The organism is Kitasatospora terrestris (assembly GCF_039542905.1).
Taxonomy (GTDB): Bacteria; Actinomycetota; Actinomycetes; order Streptomycetales; family Streptomycetaceae; genus Kitasatospora; species Kitasatospora terrestris.
This window is the reverse complement of sequence record NZ_BAABIS010000001.1, coordinates 6,804,692-6,825,823: the sequence shown is the minus strand read 5'-3', so window position 1 is coordinate 6,825,823 and position 21,132 is coordinate 6,804,692. Positions and strand designations below refer to the sequence as shown.

Below are 21,132 nucleotides of genomic sequence, written 5' to 3'. Positions count from 1 at the left end.
CTCCTTCGTCAGCGGTCCGGTCCCGCGCAGGCGGGCCGGGCCGAGCGTCTCAACTGCTCCGATCCTTTCACGTCCGACCCGCGAGAGGCGGCACGGTCCGCGTTGCGGACAGCAACCGTCCGTGAAAACGGCGGCAGTCTGTCAGGTGGGACGGCCCGCGGACGGCCTGGCGGTCACTCCGCCGCCAGCGCCGCCTCGCCGGCCGCCCGCATCGCCGCCAGCGGCCCGGCGGCGACCCCGGTGAACTGCTCGAACTGCAGCACCGCCTGGTGCACCAGCAGGTCCAGCCCGCCCAGCACCGGCGCGCCCGCCCGCGCCACCGCCGCCGCCAGCGCGGTCGGCCACGGGTGGTACAGCACGTCGAACAGCGCACCCGGCGCCGCCGGCAGCTCCGCGGCGAAGCCGTCGGTGGCGCCGACCGGCGTGGTCGAGACGGTCAGCGGACCCGCCAGCGCCTCGGCGCCGCGCTCCCAGGCCGCCACCCTCAGCTCCAGCCCCAGGCGCTCGCCCAGCCCGCGCATCTCCGCCGCCCGCTCGGCGCTGCGCACGTACACCGTCACCGGGCCCTCGCACACCACCGCGAGCGCCGCCAGCGCGGACGACGCGGTCGCGCCGGCGCCCAGCACCGCAGCCTCGGCGACCCGCTCGACGCCGCGCTCGCGCAGCGCGTTCACCAGGCCCGGGACGTCGGTGTTGTCACCGCGCAGGCCACCCTCCGGGGTGAACACCACGGTGTTGACCGCATCGACGGAGCGGGCGGTGTCGGTCACCGCGTCCAGCAGCGGGAGGATCGCCCGCTTCAGCGGCATGGTCAGCGACAGGCCCGCCCACTCGGCGCGGTCCAGACCCGCGACGAACGCCGGCAGGCCGGCCTCGTCCACCTCGAACCGGTCGTAGCGCCACTCGCCCAGTCCGAGGGCGGCGTACCCGGCCCGGTGCAGCGTCGGCGACAGCGAGTGGGCGATCGGCGAGCCGAGCACGGCGGCCCGGTGGACGGTGGTCACAGGTGGCACCTCTCCTGGGGCGCCCGACAGGGCGCGTAGCACTGCCCGACGTGCGGCTCCGCCGCTGGGCGCGAATCGGAAGGGAGCCTACCGGGCGGCCGCGGACGGACCGGGACCCGTCCGACGGGCGGTCAGCGCCGCGCGGAGGGTCGGCGCCGCGCGGGCGGTCAGCGCCGCGGAAGGTCAGCGCCGCGGAAGGTCAGCGCCGCGGAAGGTCAGCGCCGCGTCCGCGCCGACCAGCGGCCGTCCTCGCGGGTGATCAGGATCGGGTGCCGGAAGGCGTCGCTCACCGGGCCGCTGCGCAGCACCTCGTCGGCCGTCCCGCAGGCCACCGCCTCGCCGTCGCGCAGCAGCAGCGCGTGCGTGGTGGAGGCCGGCAGCTCCTCCAGGTGGTGGGTGACCAGCACGCTCGCCAGCTCCGGGTAGCGGCCCCGCAGGTCGTCCAGCGCCCCGAGCAGTTGCTCGCGGGCGGTGAGGTCGAGCCCGGTCGCGGGCTCGTCGAGCAGCAGCAGCCGCGGCAGGGGCATCAGCGCCCGCGCGATCAGCACCCGTCCGCGCTCCCCCTGCGACAGGGTGGGCCAGGCCGCCTCGGCCCGGTGGGCGACGCCGAGGGTGTCGATCAGCTCCTCCGCGTGCGCCAGCTGCTCGGCCGACGGCTTGCGGAACGGGTCGGGCTCGATCGTGCCGGTGGCGCCGGTGAGCACCACCTGCCGCGCGCTGAGCGGCGAGCGCAGCGGGTGCCGCGGGTCGACGTGGCCCAGGTGTGCGCGCAGGTCCCGGATGTCGACCCGGCCGAGCTGCCGCCCGAGCACCTTCACCGTGCCCCGGGTGGGGTGGTTGACGGCGCCGAGCAGCCCGAGCAGCGTGCTCTTGCCCGCGCCGTTGGCGCCGAGCACCGCCCAGTGCTGCCCCGCCTCGACGCTGAACGTGATCCCGCGCAGCAGGTACCTGCCGTCGCGGACCACGTCGACCCCGTCCGCTTCGAGCAGCCGCACTACTTGCACTGACCGGCCTTCTGGTCGAAGCCCTTGCCCTGGCCGGTGCACCACTCCTGGACGTTCTTCAGGTGCTCGTCCCAGGTGCCGGCGAAGCGGGTCTCCTGCGGGTTCATCGCGATCCAGTAGATCCAGTTGCCCGGTGTCGGGTTCAGGACGGCCTTGATCGCGTCGTCGCCGGGGTTGGCGATCGGGGTCGGCGGCAGGCCCTTCCGCTTGTACGTGTTGTACGGGGTGTCCTTGTCGTGCTCCGCCGCCGTGAAGGTGGTGCGCCCCAGCTCGTACTGCAGGGTCGTGTCCAGCTCGAGCCGGCCCCACGTCCCGCTGGGCGGACCGGCGTTGGTGTTGAGGCGGTTGGACATCGCCCGGGCCATCTTGCCGAAGTCGGCCGAGTTGTTGCCCTCGGCCTGGAGGATGCTGGCCTCGATGATGACCTCGTAGCCGCTCTTCAGGCCGATCTTCTGGGCGCCCTCGTCGAGTTTGAGCTCCGAGTAGTGCTGGGTGGCGTTGGCCACCATCTGCTTCAGCAGCTCCTCTGGCTTCATGCCCTCGGTGATCGAGTACCGGGTGGGCCACAGGAAGCCCTCCGGGTTGCCGTTGGCGTACGCGGGCAGGCCGAGCGAGGCGACCTGGTCCTTGGCGACGGTGGCGGTGGTGCCCTTGGCCAGCTTCAGCTTGGTGTCGATGGTGGCGTAGATGTCGGCGGCCTTGCGGCCCTCCGAGATGATCAGCACGTTGCCGCCGTTGGACTCCACCAGCCGCTGCACGGCGTCCGTGCCGGACATCTGGTGCTGCATCGTGTAGATGCCCGGCTGGATGGTGCCGGCCTTCGGGTTCTTGCCGAACGCGGCGGTGAACGCCTCGACGCTCTTGACCACACCGGCGTTCTTCAGCGTGAGACCCATCTGGGTACCGGTGCTGCCGCCCTTGATCTCGACGTTGACCGAGCCGCTGCCGGCGCCCGCGAAGTCCGGCGGCGGGCCGAAGTGGTCCTGGTAGAAGCCGTAGCCCCACCAGCCGGCGCCCGCGACGCCGCCCATCAGCACCAGGGCGACGACCAGGCAGGCACCGCGGTTGCGCCGCCCGGACTTCTTGCCCTTCTCCTTGCGCTTGCGCTCGGCCTCGCGCGAGTTGTCCTGCTCGCCGCCGAAGAAGGAGTCGTCCTCGGGGGCCTGCTCGGCCTCGTCCTCCCAGTCCTCCGGCTCGGGCTCCGCCTCGTGCGCGGGCGCGGGGGCGTCCAGCGCGGCGGCCTCGGCCTCCCAGTCGATCCCGTCCGGGCCCGGCCCGGACGGCGGCGCCGGCTGCCGGACCTGCTGCTGCGGCGGCTGCGGCCGCTGCTGCACCGGCTGCTGGGCTTGCTGCTGCACCGGTTGCTGCTGGCCGTACTGCGGCTGGGGCACGCCCTGCTGCTGGTACGGCTGCTGCGGCATCGGCTGCTGCTGCTGCGGGTAGCCCTGCTGGCCGTACTGCGGCTGCTGCGGCATCTGCTGCTGTCCGTACGGGTCGCCGTACTGCGGGTACTGCTGCTGCGGGTAGCCCTGCTGCCCGTACTGCGGCTGCTGCTGACCGTACGGGTCGCCGTACTGCTGGGCCTGCTGCGGCTGCTGCGGGTAGCCCTGCTGTTGCTGCTGCTGGGGGTACCACGGCTGGTCGCCCTGGGCCGCGAAGCGCCCGCTCTGATCAGTCATCGAACCCCTTACAGCGTTCCGGCACCTGTCGAACCGGCGTGCTACCGCAGCACTCGGTGGGAGACGTTACCGTACCGCAGAAGGGCAAAAAGCCCAGCGCACTCGGGGTCAGCGCCCCGCTGCGGGGGGTGAGGAACTCTGCTGCGCCTGGTAGGCGTTGAACTCTGCGACGTTCTTCGCGTGCTGGTCGGTGCTGTCGGTGAAACGGGTGTCCCCGGGTTTCACCGTGACGAAGTAGAGCCAGTCGCCCTCCGCCGGGTCCAGGGCCGCGCGCAGCGCGTCCCGCCCCGGGTTGCCGATCGGGGTGGGCGGCAGCCCGGCGTGCAGGTAGGTGTTGAACGGCGAGTCGAGCTTGGTGTCGGCCTCCGTCGTGGTGAGGGTGGAGCGGCCGAGCGCGTAGTTGATGGTCGAGTCGAGCTGCAGCGGCATGTTGCGGCGCAGCCGGTTGTAGATCACCCGGGCGACCCGGGCCATGTCCTCGGGGTTGTCGGCCTCGGCCTGGGCGAGGCTGGCGACGGTGACGAGGCCTTCCGGGGTGGTGCCGTTGTTCTTGGCGGCGGCCTCGACCTGGCCGTAGCGGGTGACGGCCTCCTTGACCATCTGCTGGAGCAGGCCGAGCGGGGTGGTGTCGCCGGTGACCGGGTACGTCGCCGGGAAGAGGTAGCCCTCGACGTGGCCGCCGGCGGCCGCCGGCAGGCCGAGCCGGTCGAGCTGCTGCTCGGCAACGGCCTTGGTGGTGCCGGGCCGGGCCTTCAGCCGCTCGTCGACGGCGGCGTAGATCCGGTCGGCGCGCCAGCCCTCGGGGATGGTCAGGGCGTTGGCGTTGGCCGGGTCGAGCAGCACGTTGAGCGCCGAGGCGGCGGACATCTTCTGCTTGAGGGTGTAGGTGCCGGGCTGGATCCGGTCGCCGGCCGGGCTCTTGGCGGCCGCCTCGGTGAAGGCCCGGGTGGAGGCGACCACGCCGCCGTCGACCAGGGCCTGGCCGATCTGGGTGAGGCTGGCGCCGCGGGCGACCGAGACCTGGGCCTGGCCGCTGCCGTTGCCGGGGAAGTCGGCGGCCGGGGGCCTGCCCTCGGGCCAGAGGAACAGCACGACGAGGGCGGCGGCGCCGAGCACCGCGAACAGGCCGGCGAAGGCCAGGCAGCAGGCGGCGCCGGTGCGCAGCCGCCGCGGGTCGGGCGGTTCGACTCCGTACGGCTGCCCGGGTGGCATCCCCTCCGGTTCGGGCGCGGGGGCGCCCAGGTGGCCGGGGGTGAGTCCGGGTGCGGCGTACGGGTCGGTCAAGGCAGCCCTTCCAACGGGGATAACCGTCGGGGGCCCGTGCGGACGCGTCCGCACGGGCCCCCGAGAGGAAGGTATGCCAGGTCGATCAGATGACCGGCTCGACACTCTCACCGGGTGCGCGTCCGCTCACCCGTTCGGTCTCAAGCGCGTTCTGCAGGATCACCACGGCGGCCGCCTGGTCGATCACCGAACGGCCCTTCTTCGACGAGCGGCCGGAGGCCCGCAGGCCCTGCGCCGCCGTCACCGTGGTCATCCGCTCGTCGACCAGCCGGACGCCGACCGGGTAGAGCCGGCCGGCCAGCCGCCCGGCGTACTCCCGGACCTTGGCCGCGGCCGGGCCCTCCTTGCCGCTCAGCGAGCGGGGAAGGCCCACGATCACCTCGATCGCGTCGTACTCCTCGACGATCGCCTGGATCCGGGCCTGGGAGCGGCCCCCGGCGGGCACGGTCTCCACCGGCGTGGCGATCAGCCCGTCGGGGTCGCAGGACGCGACCCCGATCCGGGCGTCCCCCACGTCGACGGCGATCCGCCGCCCCCGCCGGAAGACCTTCTCCTCGGGCTCCATCAGCCGGCACGCTCCGCGACCAGGGCGCGCACGGCCTCGATCGCCTCGGCGACCGCACCCGGGTCGGTGCCACCGCCCTGGGCGACGTCGTCCTTGCCGCCACCGCCGCCACCGAGGGTCTTCGCCGCCACGCGGACCAGCTCGCCGGCCTTCACACCGCGGCCGCGGGCGTCCTCGTTGGTGGCGATCACGGTCAGCGGGCGGTCGTTCGCCACGGTGAACGCGGCGACCACGGCCGGGCGGGAGCCCAGTCGGCCGCGCACGTCCAGCACCAGCTTGCGCAGTTCGTCCGCGCCCACACCGTCGGCGACCCGGGCGGCGACCAGGGCCACGCCCCGGACGTCCTCGGCGCCCTCGGCCAGGCCGGCGGCCGCCGCGAGGACCTTCTCGGCGCGGAAGCGCTCGATCTCCTTCTCGGCGTCCTTGAGCTTGGTGAGCATGCCGGCGATCTTCTCCGGCAGCTCCTCCGGGCGGCCCTTGACCAGCTCGGTGAGCTGCGAGACCACGGTGTGCTCACGGGCCAGGAACTTGTACGCGTCGACGCCGACCAGCGCCTCGACGCGGCGCACGCCGGAGCCGATCGACGACTCGCCGAGCAGCTTCACCAGGCCCAGCTGGGCGGTGTTGCCGACGTGGGTGCCACCGCACAGCTCCTTGGAGAAGTCGCCGATGGTCACCACGCGGACCGCGTCGCCGTACTTCTCGCCGAACATGGCGATCGCGCCCTGCTTGCGGGCCTCGTCCATGGTCATCACCTCGGCGGTGACGTCCAGCTCGCGGACCAGCACCTCGTTGATCTTCTGCTCGACGTCGACCAGCACCGAGCCGGGGACGGCGGTCGGCGAGCCGAAGTCGAAGCGGAAGCGGCCCGGCGCGTTCTCGGAGCCGGCCTGGGCGGCCGTCGGGCCGAGCGCGTCGCGCAGCGCCTGGTGGGTCAGGTGGGTGGCCGAGTGGGCGCGGGAGACCGCGCGGCGGCGGTCGACGTCGATGGTGGCGTACGCGGACGCCCCCAGCACGACCTCGCCGAACAGCACGCCGCCGGAGTGCACGGTGACACCCGGGACCGGCTGCTGGACGTCGCGGACCTCGACGACCGCGCCGGAGTCCAGCCGGATCCGGCCGTGGTCGGCGAGCTGGCCGCCGCCCTCGGCGTAGAACGGGGTGCGGTCGAGGATGATCTCGACCTCGTCGCCCTCGGTGGCGGCCGGCGCCGGGACGCCGTTCACCAGCAGGCCGACCACCGTGGCCTCGCCCTCGGTGGCGGTGTAGCCGGTGAAGACCGACGCGCCGGACTTGTCGGCGACCTCGCGGTACGCGGCGACGTCGGCGTGGCCCATCTTCTTCGCCTTGGCGTCCGCCTTGGCGCGGTCCCGCTGCTCCTGCATCAGGCGGCGGAAGCCGGCCTCGTCGACCTGCAGGCCCTGCTCCTCGGCCATCTCCAGGGTCAGGTCGATCGGGAAGCCGTAGGTGTCGTGCAGCTTGAACGCCTGGTCGCCGGAGAGCACCGCGCCGCCGGACTGCTTGGTCTCGGTGACCGCGGCGTCCAGCAGGCTGGTGCCGGACTTCAGGGTCTGCAGGAAGGCGTTCTCCTCCGCGACCACGACCGTCTCGATGCGCTTGCGGTCGGCCTCCAGCTCCGGGTACTGCGGAGCCATCGCCTTGATGGAGATGTCGATGAGCTCCTTGGCGACCGGCTCGGTGGCGCCCAGCAGGCGCATGTTGCGGATCGCGCGGCGCAGGATGCGGCGCAGCACGTAGCCGCGGCCCTCGTTGCCGGGGGTGACGCCGTCGCCGACCAGCATCAGCGCGGTGCGGAAGTGGTCGGTGACCACGCGCAGCGAGACGTCCGACTTGTGGTCGGCGCCGTAGGTGTGGCCGGTGAGCTCGGCGGCGCGGTCGAGGATCATCCGGCTGGTGTCGATCTCGAAGAGGTTGTCGACGCCCTGCAGGATGGCGGCGAGGCGCTCCAGGCCGAGGCCGGTGTCGATGTTCTTGCTCGGCAGGTCGCCGAGGATCTCGAAGCCGTCCTTGCCGTCGCCGTGGCCGCGCTCGTACTGCATGAAGACCAGGTTCCAGATCTCCAGGTAGCGCTCGCCGTTGACGGCCGGGCCGCCCTCCTCGCCGTACGCGGGGCCGCGGTCGTAGTTGATCTCCGAGCACGGGCCGCACGGGCCGGGGACGCCCATCGACCAGAAGTTGTCCTTCATGCCGAGGCGCTGGATGCGCTCGGACGGCACGCCGATGACGTCGCGCCAGATCTGCTCGGCCTCGTCGTCGTCCTTGTAGACGGTGATCCAGAGCTTCTCCTTCTCCAGGCCGTAGCCACCGTCCGCGACGGGCGTGGTGAGCAGCTCCCACGCGAACTTGATGGCTCCTTCCTTGAAGTAGTCGCCGAAGGAGAAGTTGCCGCACATCTGGAAGAACGAGCCGTGCCGGGTGGTCTTGCCGACCTCCTCGATGTCGAGGGTCCGCACGCACTTCTGCACGCTAGTGGCGCGCTGGAACTGCGGCTTGATCTCGCCGAGGAAGTAGGGCTTGAAGGGCACCATGCCCGCGTTGACCAGCAGGAGGGTCGGGTCGTCGGCGACCAGCGAGGCCGACGGTACGACGGTGTGGCCGCGCTCCTCGAAGAAGCGCAGCCAGCGGCGGCGGATCTCTGCCGACTCCATCAGAGGTGGTCCTTCCGGTTGTTCGCGCCGCCCGGCAGCGCCTGGCGCTGTGCGGACGTCGCATCAATGGCTGGGGGGGTCTTGCGCGTCTGGGGGAGGGCGACGCCCGGGGAGCCGGGGGCCGCCGAGATAGCTCGGTAGGTGGGTTCCCCACGCAGGGCCCGGCGGGCGCGCGGCGGCTCGACCACGGCGGTGCCGTCCAGGCCGAGGTCGGCGCGCAGCTCGGCCTCGCGCTCGGCCATGCCGGCGCGGACGTCGGCCGCGAAGCGCTTGGCGGCGTCGCCGAGGTGCAGCGCGCCGCGCGCCGCGGTGCCGGACAGGCTGTCGGGGGTGAGCCGGTGGACGGCCTCGTTGGCCTTGTTCATGGCCCAGACGGTCGCGCCCGCGCCGACCGCCATCCAGAAGATGCGTCGTACCACTGCGTTCAGCCCCTCACCGCGCGGCGCACCCGGGAGAGCAGGCCGGTGCCGCGCGGCGCGGTGGCGGCCCTGACCTCGGCGCGGATCATCCTGGCCAGCGCGTCGCGCTCGGCGCTCTGCTGGGGGACCGTCACCGCGGCCTGCTGCTTGCTGACGGCCTTGCGGACGCCGTAGCTGAACGCGGCCATCTTGACCAGCGGCCCGCCCAGGGTGGCGGCGACGGTGGAGGAGAGCGCGTTGGCGTTGGCGGCGGCGTCCTGCACGTTGGCGGTGATCTCGTCCACCCGCTCCAGCTGCTCGTTGGCGCTGCGCACGGCGGCGGAGGCGTCGGCGAGCAGCGGCACGGCCTGCTCGGTGACGGCGGAGACCAGGACGGTGGCCTCCCGCAGCACCTTGGAGAGCCGCACCAGCACCACGGCGAGCAGGGTCACCAGTACCGCCCAGAAGACGGCGACCAGCAGACCGGCCAGCTCTCCCACGGACACCTTGCGCGCTCCCTCGCTGTTCGTTCCTCGAAACAGAACCCTAGCGGATGCGGCCCCCGCCCCAGGTGGGACATTGCCGCCGACGGCTCGGCCCTGTGTGCGAACACCCTGCGTAACCTACCGAGCGGTCACCTCGTTGGGCCCGATGGCCCGCGGATCGCGGGCGACACGTTTCGGGTTCCCAGAGACGGGGGCGTCAGGTTGTCCAGCGGATCGGCACCGGTGCAGCGGCACGGCAGGCTGCCCGCCGAGCTCACCAGCTTCATCGGCCGGGAGGCCGAACTCCGTTCGGTGGCGGAGTTGTTGAAGGTGTCACGGCTGGTCACCGTGACCGGCCCCGGCGGGGTCGGCAAGACCCGGCTGGCGCTGCGCGCGGCCGCGGCGGCGGCCGCGGACCATCCGGACGGCGCCCACCTCGCCGAGGTCGGCCCGGTGCAGGACCCGCTGCTGCTCGGCCACGCGGTGCTGGAGGCGCTGCGGCTCACCGACCACACCGCCCGCCCGCCGCAGGACGTGCTGGTCGAGCAACTCGCCGACCGCCGACTGCTGCTGGTGCTGGACGGCTGCGAGCACCTGGTCGACGCCTGCGCCGAGCTGGTGGACGAGCTGCTGCGGGCGGTGCCGGGCCTGTCGGTGCTGGCCACCAGCCGCCAGTCGCTGCGGGTGGACGGCGAGCACCTGGTGCCGCTGGCGCCGCTGCCCGCCGAGCCGGCCTTCCCCGGCGCGGAGGCCGAGGCGGTGACGCTGTTCGCCGACCGGGCCGCCGCGGTGGTGCCGGGCTGGCGGCTGTCGGCGGCCAACCGGGCCGAGGTCGCGCTGCTCTGCCGCCGTCTCGACGGCATCCCGCTGGCCGTCGAGCTGGCCGCCGGCCGGCTCCGCGCGCTGTCGGTGGAGCAGATCGCCGCCCGGCTGGACGACCGCTTCCGGGTGCTCACCGGGGGCTCGCGCTCCGCTCCCCCGCGCCACCACACGCTGCGCACCACGATCGGGTGGAGTCACGAGCTCTGCACGATGCAGGAACGTTTACTCTGGGCCCGCCTCTCCGTCTTCGCGGGCGGCTTCGACCTGGACGCCGCCGAGTACGTGTGCGCCGGTGACGGCCTGGAGGCCGACGAGGTCCTGGAGCTGCTCGACTCGCTGGTCGACAAGTCGGTCCTGTTGCGGATCGGCGACCCCGGCGGCGTCCGGTTCCGGATGCTCGACACCCTGCGCGAGTACGGCGGCCAGTGGCTGCGGGCCGGCGGCGAGGACCACCGGCTGCTGTGCCGGCACCGCGACTGGTACCTGGGCGTCGCCACCTGGGGCGAGGTCGAGTGGTTCGGTCCCCGCCAGGCCGAGACCGCCGAGCGCACCCGGCTCGCCCACGCCAACCTGCGCGCCGCGCTGGAGTTCTGCCTGGCCGAACCGGGCGAGGAGCAGCTCGCCCTGGTGCTGGCCGGCACGCTCTGGTTCTACTGGGTCGGCTCCGGCCACCTCGGCGAGGGCCGGCACTGGCTGGACCGGGCACTGGCGCTCGCCCCCGAGCCCACCGAGGCCCGGGCCAAGGCGCTCTGGGTGACCGGCTACATGGCCACCCTGCAGGGCGACCTGACCCGGGCCCGCCCGGCCCTGGAGGAGTGCCGGCGCCAGGCGCTGGTCACCGGCGACGACCGGGCGCTGGCGTACGCGGTGCACCGGCAGGGCTGCGCGGCGCTGATCGGCGACGACCCGCAGCGCGCCGCCGAGCTGTTCGAGGAGGCGCTGTGGCACTACAACACCATCGGCGAGCTGAACAGCAACGTGCTGATGGCGATGTTCGAACTGGGCGTCGCGTACCTGTTCCTCGGTGACACCGACAACGGCGACGCCTGGATCGAGCGGGTCCGGGAGATCTGCGAGGAGCACGGCGAGCAGTGGGCGTACGCCTACGGCCTCTACGCCATGGCGTACTCCAAGTGGGCCACCGGGGAGGTCCGGCTCGCCCGCGCCTTCGCCCGGGAGTGCGTGCGGCTCAACCACCTCTTCCGCGACCTGCTGGGCATCGTGCTCGCGATGGACGTGCTCGCCCTGCTGGAGACCGAGGGGCCGGACACCGACCTGGTCGAGGCCCGGGTGCTGCAGGGTGCCGCGCACCGGCTCTGGCAGGCGGTCGGCACGCCGTTCTTCGGCTCGCGGACCTTCGGCGGCCCGCACCGCGAGTGCGAGCAGCGGGCCCGCGCCGGGCTGACCGACCAGGAGTTCACCGAGGCCTTCCGGCTCGGCAGCGGCCTCGACCTGGACGCGGCGGTCCGCCGGGCGCTCGGCGGCGAGCTGTCCGGCCCGCCCGGCGGCGAGGGCCGCTCCGGCCCCCGCCCGCCCGTCCGGCCCTTCCCCGTTCCGGCCCGCTGACGTCCCGGCCCGCTGACGTCCGGGCCCCGTCCCGGCCCGCTGAGGCCCGGGGAACGGGAAAGCCCCCGTCCGGTCCGAGGACCGTACGGGGGCTTCCGCTCGCGGGTCAGCGCGAGTAGTACTCGACGACGAGCTGCTCGTCGCAGACGACCGGAACCTCGCGGCGCTGCGGCGCGCGGTCCAGACGGAAGGCCAGGGCCTTCAGGTTGACCTCGAGGTACTTCGGGGTCTGGCCCTCGCCGGCGTTGCCGCCCTCGCGAGCCACCTGGAAGGGGACCTTCTCCTTGGACTTTTCCTTCACCGTGACGACGTAGCCCGGCTTCATCTGGAACGACGGCTTGTTGACCTTCGAGCCGTTGACCTCGATGTGACCGTGCACGACCATCTGGCGGGCCTGGTAGATGGTGCGGGCGATGCCCGAACGCAGGACCAGGGCGTCGAGGCGGACCTCCAGCAGGGCGACGAGCGCCTCACCGGTCTTGCCCTCGACCTTCTTGGCGGCCTCGAAGGCACGCGCCATCTGCTTCTCGCTGAGGTCGTACTGCGCGCGCAGACGCTGCTTCTCGGTCAGACGGACCTTGTAGTCAGAGTTCTGCTTGCGGCCACGGCCGTGCTGGCCGGGCGGGTACGGGCGGGCCTCGAAGTACTTGACGGACTTCGGGGTCAGCGGGACGCCAAGCGCGCGAGCGATCTTGACCTTGGGGCGCTTCTGGTTCGCCATGGAACCAATACCTCTTTCGGTTTTGCGAATACGGCTGTCACCAGGTGTTGACGGAGGACGCTTCTCGCGGTCCGGAGAAAACCGTCCGTCGCCGGATGGTCAGCCGCTCTCCGCGACCGGGCACTATGTGCTTGCACACGAGCGGCCCACCGACCGGGAAGGTGGTGGGCTGCCCGCGACACCGAAGACCGGTGCGCGTCGCTCCCGGGGAACCCCCTCGCGGGGGACCCCATTCGCTGCCCCGCTGGTGCGGTCGGTGGCTCCTCGCGGAACCCCGGACCCGGGACACACTCCCCGCAGTCTACAGGGCGGTCACTCGTCCCTGAGCCGCCCCCTGGTCCACTCCACGATGTCCGCGTACCGCGCCTCCCCGCCCCGCCGGGTCGGCCGGTAGTACTCCTTGCCGTGCACCGCGTCCGGCGCGTACTGCTGCGCGGCGATGCCCTCCGGCAGGTCGTGCGGGTACTGGTACCCCTTGCCGTGGCCCAGCTTGCCCGCGCCGCCGTAGTGCGCGTCCCGCAGGTGCGGCGGCACCGCCCCGGCCAGGCCCTGCCGGACGTCCGCCAGGGCCGCGTCGATCGCCAGGTACGCGGCGTTGGACTTCGGCGCCAGCGCCAGCGCGATCGCGGCCTGGGACAGGATGATCCGCGCCTCCGGGAAGCCGATCAGCGCCACCGCCTGGGCCGCCGCCACCGCCGTCTGCAGCGCGGTCGGGTCGGCCAGCCCGACGTCCTCGCTGGCCGAGATCATCAGGCGCCGGGCGATGAACCGCGGGTCCTCCCCCGCCTCGATCATCCGCGCCAGGTAGTGCAGCGTGGCGTCCACGTCGCTGCCGCGGATCGACTTGATCAGCGCGCTCGCCACGTCGTAGTGCTGGTCGCCGTCCTTGTCGTAGCGGACCGCCGCCTGGTTGACCGCCGTCTCCGTGGTCGCCAGGGTGAGCTCCGCCTCGCCCTTCTCCAGCGCCGCGCCCGCCGCCGCCTCCAGCGTGGTCAGCGCCCGGCGCGCGTCGCCGCCCGCGAGCCGCACCAGGTGGTCCTCCGCCTCCTGGGTCAGCTGCACGCTCCCCGCGAGCCCCCGCTCGTCCGTGACCGCCCGGCGCAGCAGCGCGCGGATGTCCTCGTCGGTCAGCGACTCCAGGGTCAGCAGCAGCGAGCGGGAGAGCAGCGGCGAGATCACCGAGAAGTACGGGTTCTCCGTGGTCGCCGCGATCAGGGTCACCCAGCGGTTCTCCACGGCGGGCAGCAGCGAGTCCTGCTGGGCCTTGGAGAAGCGGTGGATCTCGTCCAGGAACAGGACCGTCTCGCGGCCGCTCATCCCGACCGCCCGGCGGGCGCCCTCGATGACCGCGCGGACCTCCTTCACGCCGTGGGTGATCGCCGACAGCTCCACGAAACGGCCCTCGACCGCCTGGCTGATCACGTGCGCCAGCGTCGTCTTCCCCGTCCCCGGCGGGCCCCAGAGGATCACCGAACTGGTCGCCGCCGGCCCCCGGGATCCGGCCACCAGGCGGCGCAGCGGCGAGCCCTCCTTGAGCAGCTGGCGCTGGCCCGCGACCTCGTCCAGCGTGCGCGGGCGCATCCGCACGGCGAGCGGGGCGCGGCCCGGCTCGGAGGTCTGGCGTTCCTCGGCGGCGGCAGTGAAGAGGTCGGGTTCGTCCACGGGGGAAGCCTATGCGAGGGGGACGACACCACCGGTAGTTCGAATTTGAACCTGAACGGCGTACGCTGGGGGCATGTCTGTACGCCGCCTCAACCACGCAGTGCTCTGGATCCGCGACCTCGACCGGTCGGTGGAGTTCTACCGCGACGTCTTCCGCTTCCAGGTCGACCACCTGATCCCGGGACGGGCCGCGTTCCTCTCCGCCCCCGGCAGCCTCAACGACCACGACCTCGGGCTCTTCGCCATCGGCGCCGCCGCCCCCGGCCCCGAGCAGGGCCGGGTCGGCCTCTACCACCTCGCCTGGGAGGTCGGCACCCTCGCCGAACTCGCCGAGCTCGGCGCGGAGCTCGCCGAACGCGGCTCGCTGGTCGGCTCCAGCGACCACCTGGTCTCCAAGTCCTTCTACGCGAAGGACCCCGACGGCAACGAGTTCGAGCTCATGTGGCGCGTCCCCCGCGAGGACTGGCCCCCGGCCGACAGCGACCTCCGCCCCGGCCCCCTCGACCTCCCCGCCTCCCTCGACCGCTGGGGCCCCGACCTCGCCACCGGCTCCGCGGCCGGCTCGGCGACGTGAGGGGTCGGGAGCCCCGGCGGTAACGCCCTACGGGCGGTGCAGCAGTGCCACGTCGAACTCCTCGATGCTCCGCACCCGCACCCCCGCCGCCTCGGCGGCCTTCGCGCGGAGCAGCGCCTGCGGCCCGCGCGAGGCGTCGAGCGCCGCCCGGTCGCGGAAGATCACGCCGACGCTCCCGGTGCCCTTGTCGCGGTCGACCAGCAGTGCCCCGCCGATGAACCCGTCGAGCGCCTCCAGCCCCTTCACCGCGGTCGCCTCGAAGGAGGCGGCCAGCCGGTCCGCCCCGCTCCCCGGTTCGAACTCGAGTCGCACCAGCCGGAAGGCCCCGCCCTCGACGGGGTCGCCGCGCCGGGCGACGGCCGCCTCCCAGACGTCGACGGTCGCCGTGCCGCCGAACGCGCCGAGGACGTCCTCCCGCCAGCCCTTCATGGCCGTCAGGCTGGCCTGCTCGGCCTCCCGGGTCTCCCACCAGGAGCCGAGCAGGATCGTGCCGACCGTCCGGTCCACGAAGATGCTGGCGCCCCGGTACCCGTCCTGCTCGGTCAGCAGGCCCACGGCGTCGTCCTTGATCCGCTCGACGGTCCGGTCGACGCGTGCCGGATCGCCGGTCAGGTAGATGGTGCGGACATACATGATGTGGCCTCCGTCCTGCCACCTTCCATCGCACGCCCGCCCCGGCCCGCCGGTCAACCGCTGAGCGTCGCCGCGTGGTCGGGGACGTACTTCTGCTGGTCGCGCGGGGGCCGCTGGTAGCCCTTGGACGGCGGCCGGGCCGGCAGTTCCACCCGGGGCCGGGCGACCTCCCGGTACGGCACCGAGGCGAGCAGGTGGGCGATCATGTTGATCCGGGAGCGCCGCTTGTCGTCGCTCTCCACCACGTTCCACGGCGCCTCGGGGATGTCGGTGTAGACGAACATCTCGTCCTTGGCCCGCGAGTAGTCCTCCCAGCGGGAGATCGACTCGACGTCCATCGGGGAGAGCTTCCACTGCCGCATCGGGTCGCCCAGCCGGTCGCGGAAACGCTTCTCCTGCTCGACGTCGCTGACCGAGAACCAGTACTTGCGGACCAGGATCCCGGCCTCGACCAGCATCCGCTCGAAGGTGGGGCACTGGTGCAGGAACTGCCAGTACTCCTCGTCCGTGCAGAAGCCCATCACCCTCTCCACCCCGGCCCGGTTGTACCAGGAGCGGTCGAACAGCACGATCTCGCCGCGGGCGGGCAGCTGCTCGACGTACCGCTGGAAGTACCACTGGCCGCGCTGGCGCTCGGTGGGGGCGGGGAGGGCGGCGATCCGGGCGACGCGCGGGTTCAGGTACTCCGTCACCCGCTTGATGGCGCCGCCCTTTCCGGCCGCGTCCCGGCCCTCGAAGACCACCACCAGCCGGACGCCCTCGGCCCTGACCCACTCCTGGAGCTTCACCAGCTCGTACTGCAGCCTGAGCAGTTCGCGCTCGTACGGCTTCTTGGCCAGCCGCGCCGGCTTCGCCGACCGCCGCTTCTTCCCCGGATCCGCCACCCGCCACCCTCCGATCGACAAGCCGCTGACGATCACTCAGGCTACGTCCGGGGCGGCCCGGCCGCAGGCCGGACACGCGTGCGGGGCCGGCACCGGCAGCCCCCCCCCCAGCCTTGGGGCATGGACATGGACACCCGGCTGCTGCGGTACTCCGCCGCGGTCTGCGAGGAGGGACAGCTGACCGCCGCGGCCGCGCGGCTGGCCGGCTGGGACGAGGCGCTGCGTGCCACCCGGGAGGCGGCGAACCGGGCCGGCGGGGTGCTGCGGGGCGGGTTCGAGGGGGCCACCATCAACCTGGTCGGCCGGGCCATCGTCGAGGAGTTCGTGGCGATCCCCCAGGAGGTGGGCCACTGGCGGGACTACTGGCTGGGCGTCGAGGAGCGGCGCGGTCACCCGGTGCGGATCGGCGCGGTGGCGCACAACGCGGACGAGTGGCTGGCGGCGGTGGCGTGCGGGCAGGGCATCGGGTTCGCCCCGCAGTCGATGAGCCGGCTGGCGGCCCGACCGGACGTGGCCCACCGTCCGGTGCGCGGGCTGAGCGCGAGCCGGGTGGGCTGTACTGGCCGCTGGACCGGCCGCTGACCCCGGCGATGGCGGCGTTCGCGCGCTGCTGCCAGGGGCACTTCGAGGTCCAGCACCGGCCGTCGGATCAGACGGCGGCGAACGGGGTCGGGTAGCGGCAGACGCCCTTGGGCGTGCCGTCGTACCCGGAGAGCGGGAGCGTCTGGAAGTACGCCGCGTCGACCGGGAACGGGCCGCTGACCCCGTGCCGGGCGGCCGGGCCGAAGCCGAACCGGGCGTAGTACGCGGGGTCGCCGAGCACCACCACCAGCTTCTCGCCGGCCTGTTCGGCGGCGTCCAGCGCGGCCCGGACCACCAGGGTGCCGATGCCCTTGCGCTGCCACTCCGGCGCGACCGCGACCGGCGCCAGCGCCAGGCCCCGGCCGTTGCCGATCTTCAGCCGGGTGAGCAGCGCGTGGCCGATCACCACGCCCCGGGCGTCCACCGCGACCACCGAGAGGTCCGGCAGGAAGGCCGGGTCGCGGCGGAGCGCGTCCACCAGGTCGGCCTCCTCCGGCCCGGGGAAGGCCGCCATGTGCACCCGCCTGGTCTCGGCGGTGTCCGACGGAAGTTCAACTCTGGTTCGTACGGTCATCGTTCGACCCCTCTTACGGTCTGCACGGCACTGTGCAGCACGCCGGCCCCGGGCGGTGCGAGCCTACCGTGAAGCAGGTCACACCGGCCGGGGCCGGGGAAATCGTGGCGGGCAAATCGTTACCCGGGATCAGCTCTCGCCGGCCTCGGCCTTGGCGGCCTCCTTGGGCTCCTTGGCCTTCGGCTGGGCGTCCACGCCGGCCTCCCGGCGCTGCGCCGGGGTGATCGGGGTGGGCGCGCCGGTCAGCGGGTCGCCACCGGTGGACGTCTTCGGGAAGGCGATGACGTCGCGGATGGTGTCGTAGCCGCCGAGCAGGGTGACCACGCGGTCCAGGCCGAGGGCGATGCCGCCGTGCGGCGGCGGGCCGTAGTTGAAGGCGTCCAGCAGGAAGCCGAACTGCGAGGCCGCCTCCTCCTCGGAGAGGCCGATCGCGTCGAAGGCCCGCTTCTGCACGTCCCGCTGGTGGATACGGATCGAACCGCCGCCCAGCTCCGAGCCGTTGAGGACCAGGTCGTAGGCGTTCGACAGGGCGGAGCCCGGGTCGGTGTCGAAGGTGGCCAGCGACTCGGCGGTGGGCGCGGTGAACGGGTGGTGCACCGCGTGCCAGCCCTGGAACTCGCCCTTGTCGTCCTCGATCGGCTCGAACATCGGGAAGTCGACCACCCAGAGGAAGGCCCACTGCGACTCGTCGATCAGGTTGCAGCGGCGGCCGATCTCCAGGCGGGCGGCGCCGAGCAGCTCCTGCGAGGGGGTCTTCTTGCCGGCCGCGAAGAACACCGCGTCGCCCGGCTTGGCACCCGCGGCGGCGGCGAGGCCGGCCAGGTGCTCCTCGGAGAGGTTCTTGGCGACCGGGCCGCGCAGCTCGCCGGTCTCGGCGTCCACCAGGACGTACGCCAGGCCGCGGGCACCGCGCGCCTTGGCCCAGTCCTGCCAGGCGTCCAGCTGCTTGCGCGGCTGCGAGGCGCCGCCCGGCATGACCACGGCGCCGACGTACGGGGCCTGGAACACGCGGAACTCGGTGCCCTTGAAGTACTCGGTGAGGTCGGTCAGCTCCTGGCCGAAGCGGACGTCCGGCTTGTCCGAGCCGTAGCGCGACATCGCGTCGGCGTAGGACAGGCGCGGCAGCGGGTTCGGGACCTCGTAGCCGTGCGTCTCCTTCCAGATCCGCGCGACGATCTTCTCGCCGAGGGCCAGGATGTCCTCCTGGTCGACGAAGGACGCCTCGATGTCCAGCTGGGTGAACTCCGGCTGCCGGTCGGCGCGGAAGTCCTCGTCGCGGAAGCAGCGGGCGATCTGGTAGTAGCGCTCCATGCCGGCCACCATCAGCAGCTGCTTGAACAGCTGCGGCGACTGCGGCAGGGCGTACCAGTGGCCCGGCTGCAGGCGGACCGGCACCAGGAAGTCGCGCGCGCCCTCGGGGGTCGAACGGGTCAGGTACGGGGTCTCGATGTCGAGGTAGTCGTTCTCCTCCATCACCGTGCGGATGATGTGGTTGACCTTGGAGCGCAGGCGCAGCGCGCGGGCCGGGCCCTCACGGCGGAGGTCCAGGTAGCGGTAGCGCAGGCGCACCTCCTCGTTGACCGAGCCGGGCTCGTACTCGGCGACCTGGAACGGCAGCGGGGCCGCCTCGGAGAGCACCTCGATGGACTCGACCACGACCTCGACCGAGCCGGTCGGGATGTCGGGGTTCTCGTTGCCCTCGGGGCGGACCCGCACGTCGCCGACGACCTTGACGCAGTACTCGGAGCGCAGCCCGTGCACCGACTCCAGGTCGCGGACCACGACCTGCACGGTGCCGGAGGCGTCGCGCAGATCGATGAAGGCCACACCGCCGTGGTCACGGCGGCGGGCGACCCAGCCGGCCAGGGTGACGGTGGTGCCGGCGTGCTCCGCGCGGAGCGTGCCCGCGTCGTGCGTGCGGATCACAGCTGCTTCTCCTTCAGGGTGGGGACGAGCGCCTCGAGGGCGACGGGGGTCTGCTCGCCGGACTCCATGTCCTTGAGCTGGACCACGCCTTCGGCGAGGTCCCGGTCGCCGGCGACGACGGCGAACCGGGCGCCGGACCGGTCGGCGGACTTCATGGCGTTCTTGATGCTCTTGACGCCGAACGCCAGGTCGGTGGCGACGCCGGCCCGGCGCAGCTCGACGACCTTGGCGAACAGGACGTTCTTGGCCTCCTCGCCGAGCGCGACGGCGTACACCGCCGTGGCGGCGGGCAGGTCGGGGGCGACGCCCTCGGCCTCCATCGCCAGGAAGGTGCGGTCGACGCCGAGCGCCCAGCCGACCGACGGCAGCGCCGGTCCGCCGATCATCTCGGACAGGCCGTCGTACCGGCCGCCACCACCGATCGCGGACTGCGCGCCGAGGCCGCCGTGCACGAACTCGAAGGTGGTGCGGGTGTAGTAGTCGAGGCCGCGGACCAGCTTCGGGTCGTCGGTGAAGGCCACCCCGGCGAGGGTCAGCAGCTCGCGGACCTTCTCGTCGTACGCCTTGCACTCCTCGCAGAGGAAGTCGCGCAGCATCGGGGCGTCGGTGAGCTGGGCCTGCACCGACTCGCGCTTGTCGTCGAGGACCCGCAGCGGGTTGATCCCGGCGCGGCGGCGGGTGTCCTCGTCGAGGTCGAGGCCGGACAGGAAGTCGATCAGTGCGGCGCGGTAGACCGGCCGGCACTGCTTGTCGCCGAGGCTGTTGAGCAGCAGCGAGTAGTTCGACAGCCCGAGCGAGCGGAAGGCGTCGTCGGCCAGGATGATCAGCTCGGCGTCCAGCGCCGGGTCCTCGGCGCCGATCGCCTCCGCGCCGACCTGCGAGAACTGGCGGTAGCGGCCCTTCTGGGCGCGCTCGTAGCGGTAGTACGAGCCGGAGTACCAGAGCTTGACCGGCAGGTTGCCCTGCTTGTGCAGGTTGGCCTGGAGGGCGGCGCGCAGCACCGAGGCGGTGCCCTCGGGGCGCAGCGCGAGCTCGTCGCCGCCGCGCGTGGTCAGGTTGTACATCTCCTTGGTGACGATGTCCGTGGACTCGCCGACACCGCGGGAGAACAGCTTCACGTCCTCGAAGACCGGGGTCTCGATGTAGCCGTAGCCGGCCCGGCGCGCGGGGGCGGAGATCGCCTCGCGGATCGCCAGGAACGTCGCCGAGCTGGGCGGCAGCAGGTCGTAGGTGCCCTTGGGGGCGGTGAAGGTGTTCAACTTCTCTTCCGTCACATTCCTCGTCGCGGGAAGGCCGGAGCGCTCTGCGCTCCCGCCGCCTGCTGGAGGTAGGGGTTGGAGGCGCGCTCTCGGCCGATGGTGGTCTGGGAGCCGTGGCCGGAGAGGACCACGGTCGCGTCGTCGAGGGGCAGGCACACCCGGGCCAGCGACCGCATGATCGCCGCGCTGTCCCCGCCCGGGAGGTCCGTGCGCCCGATGGAGCCGGCGAACAGCAGGTCGCCCGAGAACAGCACCGGTGGGATGTCGTCCTGCGAGGGCGTCCGGAAGGTCACCGACCCCTTGGTATGGCCGGGCGCGTGGTCGACGGTGAGCTCCAGGCCCGCGAGCTCCAGGACGCTGCCGTCCTTCAGCTCGCGGACGTCGTCCGGCTCGCCGACCGTGATCGAGCCCATGATCTGCTGGCCCAGCGAGCGCCCGAGGCCGCGGGCCGGGTCGGCCATCATGTAGCGGTCCTCGGGGTGGATCCAGGCCGGGATGTCCTTGGCTCCGCAGACCGGCACGACCGAGGCGATGTGGTCGATGTGGCCGTGGGTGAGCAGCACCGCGACCGGCTTCAGCCGGTGCTCGCGGATCAGCTCCTCGACGCCCCCGGCCGCCTCGTGGCCCGGGTCGACGATCACGCACTCCTCGCCGGCGGCGGGCGCAACCAGGTAGCAGTTGGTGCCCCAGGCCCCGGCGGGGAATCCGGCGACGAACACGGCGGGTCCTCGTATCGATTCGGTAGCGGTCGGTGCGGTCTCCCCGCAGCCTACCGGCGGGACGGCGCCGGTAGCGAACCAGATAGCGGTGCGCCAGTCAGGGGATTCTCATTCACGGCTGA

At 72.9% G+C, this 21,132-nt stretch carries 19 protein-coding genes; 3 read left to right on the top strand and 16 right to left on the bottom strand.

Annotated features, from left to right (window positions below; all coding sequences use genetic code 11):
• Window positions 1-173 precede the first annotated feature (173 nt).
• From ABEB06_RS31330 to ABEB06_RS31295, 8 genes are all read right to left on the bottom strand, one after another.
• Window positions 174-1,004, bottom strand: a complete 831-nt coding sequence (locus ABEB06_RS31330) for a shikimate dehydrogenase (protein WP_345700273.1) — start codon at window positions 1,002-1,004, stop codon at window positions 174-176.
• A 215-nt stretch (window positions 1,005-1,219) separates the two neighbouring features.
• A complete protein-coding gene (locus ABEB06_RS31325) occupies window positions 1,220-2,008 on the bottom strand; it encodes an ABC transporter ATP-binding protein (protein ID WP_345700272.1) in 789 nt (262 codons plus the stop codon).
• Entirely contained in the window at window positions 1,999-3,687 is a 1,689-nt protein-coding gene (gene mltG / locus ABEB06_RS31320) for an endolytic transglycosylase MltG (RefSeq protein WP_345700271.1), read from the bottom strand. Before mltG (ABEB06_RS31320) ends, ABEB06_RS31325 begins: the two co-directional genes overlap by 10 nt.
• 108 nt (window positions 3,688-3,795) lie before the next feature.
• Window positions 3,796-4,971, bottom strand: a complete 1,176-nt coding sequence (gene mltG, locus ABEB06_RS31315) for an endolytic transglycosylase MltG (RefSeq protein ID WP_345700270.1) — start codon at window positions 4,969-4,971, stop codon at window positions 3,796-3,798.
• Window positions 4,972-5,056: 85 nt separating this feature from the next.
• The gene (gene ruvX, locus ABEB06_RS31310) at window positions 5,057-5,536 is read right to left on the bottom strand and encodes a Holliday junction resolvase RuvX (RefSeq protein ID WP_345700269.1); all 480 of its coding nucleotides are present in this window, start codon (window positions 5,534-5,536) and stop codon (window positions 5,057-5,059) included.
• A complete protein-coding gene (alaS, locus tag ABEB06_RS31305; protein ID WP_345700268.1) occupies window positions 5,536-8,205 on the bottom strand; it encodes an alanine--tRNA ligase in 2,670 nt (889 codons plus the stop codon). The genes ruvX and alaS overlap by 1 nt, the downstream gene beginning before the upstream one ends.
• On the bottom strand, window positions 8,205-8,624 hold the full coding sequence (locus ABEB06_RS31300; RefSeq protein ID WP_345700267.1) for a DUF6167 family protein: 420 nt from the start codon (window positions 8,622-8,624) through the stop codon (window positions 8,205-8,207). The genes alaS and ABEB06_RS31300 overlap by 1 nt, the downstream gene beginning before the upstream one ends.
• A 5-nt stretch (window positions 8,625-8,629) precedes the next feature.
• The gene (locus tag ABEB06_RS31295; RefSeq protein WP_345700266.1) at window positions 8,630-9,109 is read right to left on the bottom strand and encodes a DUF948 domain-containing protein; all 480 of its coding nucleotides are present in this window, start codon (window positions 9,107-9,109) and stop codon (window positions 8,630-8,632) included.
• 201 nt (window positions 9,110-9,310) lie between these two features.
• Between ABEB06_RS31295 and ABEB06_RS31290 the strand changes: the two genes are divergently transcribed.
• Window positions 9,311-11,476 (top strand): ATP-binding protein, encoded by a 2,166-nt coding sequence (locus tag ABEB06_RS31290; protein ID WP_345700265.1) that lies wholly within the window; start codon window positions 9,311-9,313, stop codon window positions 11,474-11,476.
• 106 nt (window positions 11,477-11,582) lie between these two features.
• On the opposite strand, the gene rpsD is transcribed toward ABEB06_RS31290, so the two are convergent.
• Together rpsD and ABEB06_RS31280 are read right to left on the bottom strand one after the other, a co-directional pair.
• A complete protein-coding gene (gene rpsD, locus ABEB06_RS31285; RefSeq protein WP_035860039.1) occupies window positions 11,583-12,197 on the bottom strand; it encodes a 30S ribosomal protein S4 in 615 nt (204 codons plus the stop codon).
• Window positions 12,198-12,509: 312 nt separating this feature from the next.
• Window positions 12,510-13,859 (bottom strand): replication-associated recombination protein A, encoded by a 1,350-nt coding sequence (locus ABEB06_RS31280; protein WP_345700264.1) that lies wholly within the window; start codon window positions 13,857-13,859, stop codon window positions 12,510-12,512.
• 73 nt (window positions 13,860-13,932) lie between these two features.
• Here ABEB06_RS31280 and ABEB06_RS31275 point away from each other — a divergent pair, with 73 nt between their 5' ends.
• Complete coding sequence (locus ABEB06_RS31275) at window positions 13,933-14,433, top strand: VOC family protein (protein WP_345700263.1); 501 nt, start codon at window positions 13,933-13,935, stop codon at window positions 14,431-14,433.
• 27 nt (window positions 14,434-14,460) lie between these two features.
• Here ABEB06_RS31275 and ABEB06_RS31270 read toward each other — a convergent pair whose 3' ends face one another.
• Window positions 14,461-15,066 (bottom strand): antibiotic biosynthesis monooxygenase, encoded by a 606-nt coding sequence (locus ABEB06_RS31270; RefSeq protein ID WP_345700262.1) that lies wholly within the window; start codon window positions 15,064-15,066, stop codon window positions 14,461-14,463.
• Window positions 15,067-15,119: 53 nt separating this feature from the next.
• The gene (gene ppk2, locus ABEB06_RS31265) at window positions 15,120-15,905 is read right to left on the bottom strand and encodes a polyphosphate kinase 2 (RefSeq protein ID WP_425559815.1); all 786 of its coding nucleotides are present in this window, start codon (window positions 15,903-15,905) and stop codon (window positions 15,120-15,122) included.
• Between the two features lie 165 nt (window positions 15,906-16,070).
• Here ppk2 and ABEB06_RS31260 point away from each other — a divergent pair, with 165 nt between their 5' ends.
• Window positions 16,071-16,532, top strand: a complete 462-nt coding sequence (locus tag ABEB06_RS31260; RefSeq protein ID WP_345700261.1) for a LysR substrate-binding domain-containing protein — start codon at window positions 16,071-16,073, stop codon at window positions 16,530-16,532.
• A gap of 67 nt (window positions 16,533-16,599) precedes the next feature.
• On the opposite strand, the gene ABEB06_RS31255 is transcribed toward ABEB06_RS31260, so the two are convergent.
• The 4 genes from ABEB06_RS31255 to ABEB06_RS31240 form a co-directional block, all read right to left on the bottom strand.
• The gene (locus ABEB06_RS31255) at window positions 16,600-17,106 is read right to left on the bottom strand and encodes a GNAT family N-acetyltransferase (protein WP_345700260.1); all 507 of its coding nucleotides are present in this window, start codon (window positions 17,104-17,106) and stop codon (window positions 16,600-16,602) included.
• A 129-nt stretch (window positions 17,107-17,235) separates the two neighbouring features.
• A complete protein-coding gene (gene aspS / locus ABEB06_RS31250) occupies window positions 17,236-19,032 on the bottom strand; it encodes an aspartate--tRNA ligase (RefSeq protein ID WP_345700259.1) in 1,797 nt (598 codons plus the stop codon).
• Window positions 19,029-20,291 (bottom strand): histidine--tRNA ligase, encoded by a 1,263-nt coding sequence (gene hisS, locus ABEB06_RS31245; protein WP_345700258.1) that lies wholly within the window; start codon window positions 20,289-20,291, stop codon window positions 19,029-19,031. Before hisS ends, aspS begins: the two co-directional genes overlap by 4 nt.
• 11 nt (window positions 20,292-20,302) lie before the next feature.
• Window positions 20,303-21,010 (bottom strand): MBL fold metallo-hydrolase, encoded by a 708-nt coding sequence (locus tag ABEB06_RS31240; RefSeq protein WP_345700257.1) that lies wholly within the window; start codon window positions 21,008-21,010, stop codon window positions 20,303-20,305.
• Window positions 21,011-21,132: the final 122 nt, after the last annotated feature.

Coding starts and splice junctions, on each gene's coding strand:
- ABEB06_RS31255 (WP_345700260.1), bottom strand. CDS start 17,106: ATGACCGTACGAACCAGAGTTGAACTTCCGTCGGACACCGCCGAGACC.
- ABEB06_RS31275 (WP_345700263.1), top strand. CDS start 13,933: ATGTCTGTACGCCGCCTCAACCACGCAGTGCTCTGGATCCGCGACCTC.
- alaS (WP_345700268.1), bottom strand. CDS start 8,205: ATGGAGTCGGCAGAGATCCGCCGCCGCTGGCTGCGCTTCTTCGAGGAG.
- ABEB06_RS31270 (WP_345700262.1), bottom strand. CDS start 15,066: ATGTATGTCCGCACCATCTACCTGACCGGCGATCCGGCACGCGTCGAC.
- ruvX (WP_345700269.1), bottom strand. CDS start 5,536: ATGGAGCCCGAGGAGAAGGTCTTCCGGCGGGGGCGGCGGATCGCCGTC.
- ABEB06_RS31260 (WP_345700261.1), top strand. CDS start 16,071: ATGGACATGGACACCCGGCTGCTGCGGTACTCCGCCGCGGTCTGCGAG.
- rpsD (WP_035860039.1), bottom strand. CDS start 12,197: ATGGCGAACCAGAAGCGCCCCAAGGTCAAGATCGCTCGCGCGCTTGGC.
- mltG (WP_345700271.1), bottom strand. CDS start 3,687: ATGACTGATCAGAGCGGGCGCTTCGCGGCCCAGGGCGACCAGCCGTGG.